Here is a 5,981-nt window from a genome sequence, read left to right as displayed (position 1 = left end):
GAAATATCTGGCTGACCTTATAATACGAACGGGTGCTTTACTTCAAGAAGGAGTAATGTCTTTTTCTATTAACGGAGCAGGTTCACAGAATAGGTTAGGTTATTTAAGGCTTTCTACTTCAGCATGAGCCTTTTCCAAGTTCTCAGAGGCTATACCTAAGTGGTGATCCACTTTTGCTCCTACTTCATCACTGGGATCATCCAAAAGTTCCACCATAGCCCAGCCCCAATCAATATAGTTCTCAAGAGCCACTATTAGCATCTCATTCGCTTCTTGGTATTCCTTTGGAGGTGTTACCTCACTCATTACCTGCAAATTAATATTGGTTGTATGTGAAAAAGCCTTACATAATTCCTCCATATCGTCTAGTGAGGATGATGCTGATGCTGCAGATATTTTATTTAAATTCTCATGTATTAAATCATAGTTGTTTTCAAACTTACCCACATACTCCTGTTCTGTGATTGGTTCTGATTTTTCATTTTCACTGGACTTAACCTTTTCTGTACACCCTGTTAGCAGCAAGCCACCAATCAACATTATCCCCATTGCTTTTCTCAATTCCCTATCCCCCTTTATTTTTTACTTGGTTTTCAGAATACTTCAATAATAAGTCGTATTTCTTTTTTAGGTTACACATTCATCGTTACAAATATTGGATCGGGTTGTCCGCGTTATTAATCATTTTTTTATCTGCTTTTAATTACTTTCAGTCCATGTTTAAAGGAGAGTTTCATGTTTGCGTACAGCAGAACAAAACCATTTAGGGAAAGAAGTAAAGTCGGGAGTTATCAAACGCAAAGAATCTGGTTACTCATTCGATATTTAAGAACAATCCGACAATGGCAAGCCAAACCAGCTTAAAATCGGAGCATATAATAGAGATGGGACTATTCATTGGAAAGATGGTATTTGTGATGAAGGCTTATTTCGAGGAAGAACAAATAAGTACAACTAACGGGGTTAGTGAAATAATACTACTTTGAATGGATACTGTCGCGAAAATATGTATTCACTTTAAAGCCTATTACAAAAGAAAAAGCCTTGGGTTTTTAATTACCAAAAGGCTTTTTGGATTTTAGTAAAGGGTAGGAGTAGGATAACAGGCAACAGCATCTATAAATCTTGGGTCAATTCCGTAGAATTGCCAGAAGGAACCGTTCCATCTATATCCAGATACTTCACCATATTCCACGCGAGTTGGGTAAAACCAGAATTGGTCCCCATTTATAAGCCATACATAAGTGTTTTGATATACACAGTCAATTATATAGGATACAGAAGGTTTTGTTGGTATGAGAGGTGGGGGAGGGGAAGTTGGTGCCATTGTTCCCTCGGGCTGGAAAAATCCCATGTTATTTCACTCCTTTAATTTAGGGTCTAAATATTATATGTTGAAAAGAAGTAAAAGGATTATTTAACTGGACTATCAAAAACTAAACATTGTGAAGTAATGTACTTAAACTCCCATGAAAATTAAAATCAAAAAAAAGCAAATTAAAGTAGACCCAGAAAACACTTTTTAAAAAAAGGCTGAGCCTTGTAAGATTTATTATTAATCTAATCTGTCAGATAATCAAAAATCCTCCCTAGAGTAAAAAGTATAGGAGGATTGGCTAGTGCAACGACTGAGTAGGATTAATCTTCCACGAGTGCTATCCATAGTTCATCGTCCTTCCTCACCCGGCCGTAGTAATCCTTTTGGAGGCTCTGTGAAAGTATAGTAGACGTTACGTAAAAACCCCWCGTAACGAGATCATCCGATCCAGTGACGTGGGGTTTAAGGTTTACACTATTTGACTTGGCGATCGATTTTGATTTGATTCCACACAGCTATACTGACGATTTCCGAAACGTCTTGTAGTTTTTCTTTGCTGATTTTATCTATAGTATCTTGTGGCTTGTGGTACCAAGGCTCAGCGGGATTGTGGATGAAAAGGGCAGCGGGAATGCCTGCCTTTGAAAAGGGTACATGGTCGCTGCTATCACCTTGATTGTAAGGTGTTGGTGCCCCGTTTAGCTGTGTGCTGGCATCCTGGGCGAGTTCAGTAACAAGGTTAGGCTTATTATCGACCGTTTGCRAGACTAGTTCCCCGGCATCTTTGCTTCCGACCATGTCCAAATTGAAATTTGCCACGATTCGGCTGATTTCATTTTTCGGTAACTGTTCGACATAATGATTGGATCCAAGTAATCCAAGCTCTTCCGCACCGAACGTGATAAAACGAATTTCTGTGTCGGTTGGAATGGTTTTCAAGACACGTGCAAGTTCAAGCGTCATGGCAGTTCCTGATGCATCGTCATTAGCACCCGGCGCACCTGCAACTGAATCGTGATGAGCACCGATGACCAATATATCATGAGAGGCTTTGTTGGAAACGTTGGGATTTTTAGTTGCAATGACATTGTGTGATGTATTTTGAGCGGATTTAGCACCTTCAATGTTCAATGAGACAACAGCACGCGGGTTTTTGTTGAGATGAATCAATATCGCTTCTCCTTCTGTCTGGGTCAACAGCACAGACGGAACATAAGCCTTATTTGGTTCACCTAAACTTCCCATGATGGTACCTGGTGCATTGTTGTAAAATATGACCCCGGCAGCACCTTTCGCAGCCACATTCAACATTTTCTCCTTGAAGCTGATGACGCCGCGTTGAAGGAGTACGATTTTTCCAGTAAGGTCCAATTGTGCGATGTCGTTTTTCTGACCAAGTCCTGCGAAGATAACTTCCGCGGTAGCTTTTCCACTAACCGAATATTCTAAAGCCTGTGGATCCAATTTTTTCGAAAATCGCTCGACATCCAACCCGATGGAATTAGGGGCTGTATAGTCATTGAAAGTGAATGCTTGAACTTCGGTTTTATACCCGTAAGATTCGAATTGCTTTTTGATATAAGCAACTGCAGCATCTTCTTGCTGGGTCCCAGCTACCCTAGGCGTTTTGGATAAAAATTTAATATTGTTATACATGTTATCTGCATCAAGAGACTGCAGTATTTTTGTTTCAAGATTGGTTTCTTTTTCATTCTGGGTAGACGTGTAATTAGTTGCAAAAGTGGCGATAGGAGCTATGACACTTAGGCAAAGAATAGCTGCAATCGCAAATTTATAAAATTTATTTTTCATTTTGTTCCTCCATCAAGTTAGTTCCATTAGGATGAACAAAAATGAGAATTTTACTAATAAAAATTTTTTAGTCTTCCTCTACAGGATTTTCTTTTAACCACTCCACACCAAAATCAACTAGCTGTTTCATTTGAATGATGCGGCAGTCGGCTTGACCTAATTTTCCAACATGATAGGCATCGGGATGTTCTTTTTCAAATGCTTCTCCAAGGTCAGGAAAACGATCCGAGTCTACATCAAGTGTTTGGTACTCAATCCACTGACGCTCACCGTCCACCAGCATCGCTGCACCCTGATTCATGTAAGTCTTCTTTTCGATTAAATTCTCCGATAGGTGCAAAGCCGTGCACGAATCATATCCGACACCAATTAACAGGATTTTAACAGGTTCATTTAAAAATGAACCGAGTGGGGAAGTCATTCCAAATGAATCCTCAAGTGGATGTTCCATCATCCATTTTTCAGCATCCTTGCCCCAGGCCATAAAGCTGTGAACAGGGTGGTAGCTGCGAATGGTTTCAGGATGACGATGAAAGCATTCCGCTATTTTGCCCATTCCACGTAGTGGGGTCAAATGTGGATCGTAAGCTGGAGTATGTTCTCGGATAGGCGCATGCCATTCTTTTGGAACTGGCGGCAGCATCCAATAGGAAGGCTCTGAGTTCTCGGCAGATTGGGCTGGCATGATAATGGTCCCTTTTTCCGTGATAGTTTCCATCAATGCGTCGATGACAGCTTTTGCTCCACCGGCAATCCAACCCATTGATTTGATGGATGAATGAACCATAATGGCGTCTCCTGCTTTGATGCCAAGTGTCTGCAATTGTTGTTTCAATGTTTCAACTGATTGGAAAGATGTAGTTTCTTGTACAAGATCAAATTCACTCATGTGGGTGACCTCCGAAATCTTTAATAACTTAATCATATAAGAATAGAGATAACATTAACAATCGGAATATTTTTTTGAATGAATGAAATGGAACTTTATGTATGTTACTATAATTAGAAATAAAATGTAAATAATTGGATGTGTTGAATTTGTTCAACCTGTTTTTAATGATTCATATTGCAGCTGGATGCATTTGTTTGATTACTGGTTTGCTGGCTGGTATTTCTAAAAAGAGAAAAGGCAGACATACAATCAGTGGAGAGATTTATCATGGATTTTTCGTGTTGGTATTTATCACTACTGTCGTGATGTCTATTATGCACTGGAAAGAAAGTGCCTATCTCTTTTATATCGGTATATTTTCATACGGTCTTGCATTGCTTGGCTATATATCTGCAAAAATCAGATGGAAAAACTGGCTGCGTATCCATATCGGCGGGATGTTGGGATCTTACATAGGGATATTCACAGCCACACTTGTTGTAAACATTCCTCGAATACCACTTCTTAACGAATTGCCTGTGCTTATCTTCTGGTTCTTGCCAACCATCATCGGAACACCAATTATATTTAAAATCGGTAAGAAATATCGTCCCGTAAAAAGAGAAAGAAAAACCATTCTGGAATAAACCAGAACGGCTAAAATTGTTATTCGATTTCCGATACTTTCACAATCGCTTTCCCAAGGTTTGCTCCTTTGAAAAGATCGAGAAATGCGTCAATCGTATGATCGAAACCTTCCGTAATCGTTTCCTCGTATTTCAGTTTGCCTTCTTTGAGCCAAGTTGCCAATTCTTTTGCGCCTTCTCCAAAACGAGAAGAGTAATTGCCAACAGTGAAGCCTTGCATCAATGAGCTCGTCTTGATTAAGTATCCTTGAACACGAGGTCCAACGTCCGCTTGTTCGTTATTATAAGAAGAAATTGCGCCACATACAGGAATACGCGCAAAATTATTCAAAAGAGGGAAGATAGCATCTGAAATTTCCCCACCCACGTTTTCGAAGTAAACATCAATTCCATTTGGACAAGCTTCGCGTAACGCTTGAGCAACATCCTGAGTTTTATAATTTATTGCAGCATCAAAACCCAGTTCCTCGACCAAAAACTTCACTTTCTCATCAGAACCAGCAATTCCAACGACACGCGTGCCTTTAATTTTCGCAATTTGTCCCACGATGGACCCTACAGCACCTGCAGCTCCTGACACAACCACCGTTTCTCCTTCTTTAGGTTTCCCGATATCCAATAAGCCAAAGTAAGCTGTCAAACCAGTCATGCCCAGCACACTCAAATAAGCAGAGGCAGGCGCAATACGGTGATCAATTTTACGAACCGCACTTTCTTTTACCACACTATATTCTTGCCATGGCAATGATCCGAGAACGACATCGCCTTTTTCGAAAAGTGAGGACGTCGATTGAACGACTTGTCCTATGATTCCGCTTGATATCATTTCATTCAACTCAAACGGTGGAATATAGGATTTCGCATCATTCATCCGACCACGTAAATATGGATCCACTGAAATGTAAACAGTTTTTACTACTACTTCACCTTCAGACGCACTGTCAATTGGTGCAGTGAGAATTTCGAAATTCTCTTTAGTTGGTGTCCCCGTTGGTCGATTGATTAATTTTATTTGTTTTTGCATTATCTTACCTCCATTTTATATTTTCTTGTATGTAGTAATGTACCTTACATTGGAGGTTTCTACATGAAAAGAGCCCTCAACGAAGGTCAAGGACTCAAATTAAATTTTATTTTGTTACTACAATTTCTTTTTTCTCATCATTTTGCCACGTGATACTTGCTTCAAGTAATGTGTAATTATCTTCAATGCCAAAAGCGCTAACAATTTGGTCAATAATTACTTCTTCAGACATGTTTTCTTTTAATCGCATTTTTACCAATAAAGGCTTCAATTTTGCCATGGCTTCCTTACCAGTGACCTCACTACTAC

At 39.6% G+C, this 5,981-nt stretch carries 7 protein-coding genes; 1 reads left to right on the top strand and 6 read right to left on the bottom strand.

Translation table 11 applies throughout. The features are described 5' to 3' along the window. Window positions 1-99 precede the first annotated feature (99 nt). The 4 genes from AC1DSB_RS12975 to AC1DSB_RS12960 form a co-directional block, all read right to left on the bottom strand. A complete protein-coding gene (locus tag AC1DSB_RS12975) occupies window positions 100-561 on the bottom strand; it encodes a hypothetical protein (protein WP_477531426.1) in 462 nt (153 codons plus the stop codon). Between the two features lie 517 nt (window positions 562-1,078). Beyond that, the gene (locus tag AC1DSB_RS12970) at window positions 1,079-1,354 is read right to left on the bottom strand and encodes a hypothetical protein (protein WP_016428780.1); all 276 of its coding nucleotides are present in this window, start codon (window positions 1,352-1,354) and stop codon (window positions 1,079-1,081) included. Between the two features lie 438 nt (window positions 1,355-1,792). Then, window positions 1,793-3,130 (bottom strand): M28 family peptidase, encoded by a 1,338-nt coding sequence (locus AC1DSB_RS12965; protein WP_477586852.1) that lies wholly within the window; start codon window positions 3,128-3,130, stop codon window positions 1,793-1,795. Window positions 3,131-3,197: 67 nt separating this feature from the next. After that, complete coding sequence (locus AC1DSB_RS12960; protein WP_477531299.1) at window positions 3,198-4,019, bottom strand: AAC(3) family N-acetyltransferase; 822 nt, start codon at window positions 4,017-4,019, stop codon at window positions 3,198-3,200. A 143-nt stretch (window positions 4,020-4,162) separates the two neighbouring features. On the opposite strand from AC1DSB_RS12960, the gene AC1DSB_RS12955 reads away from it, so the two are divergent. After that, complete coding sequence (locus tag AC1DSB_RS12955) at window positions 4,163-4,648, top strand: DUF2306 domain-containing protein (RefSeq protein WP_477531298.1); 486 nt, start codon at window positions 4,163-4,165, stop codon at window positions 4,646-4,648. A 19-nt stretch (window positions 4,649-4,667) separates the two neighbouring features. On the opposite strand, the gene AC1DSB_RS12950 is transcribed toward AC1DSB_RS12955, so the two are convergent. After that, window positions 4,668-5,672, bottom strand: coding sequence for an NADP-dependent oxidoreductase (locus tag AC1DSB_RS12950; protein ID WP_477531297.1), 1,005 nt, complete (start codon window positions 5,670-5,672; stop codon window positions 4,668-4,670). 106 nt (window positions 5,673-5,778) lie between these two features. Next, window positions 5,779-5,981: YusW family protein (locus tag AC1DSB_RS12945; protein WP_477586851.1), on the bottom strand; the 203-nt coding region annotated here is incomplete at its 5' end.

Source organism: Paenisporosarcina sp. P4_E4_2, assembly GCF_056401595.1.
Note: the sequence above shows the minus strand (reverse complement) of the source record. Positions and strands in the feature narration are given on the sequence as shown.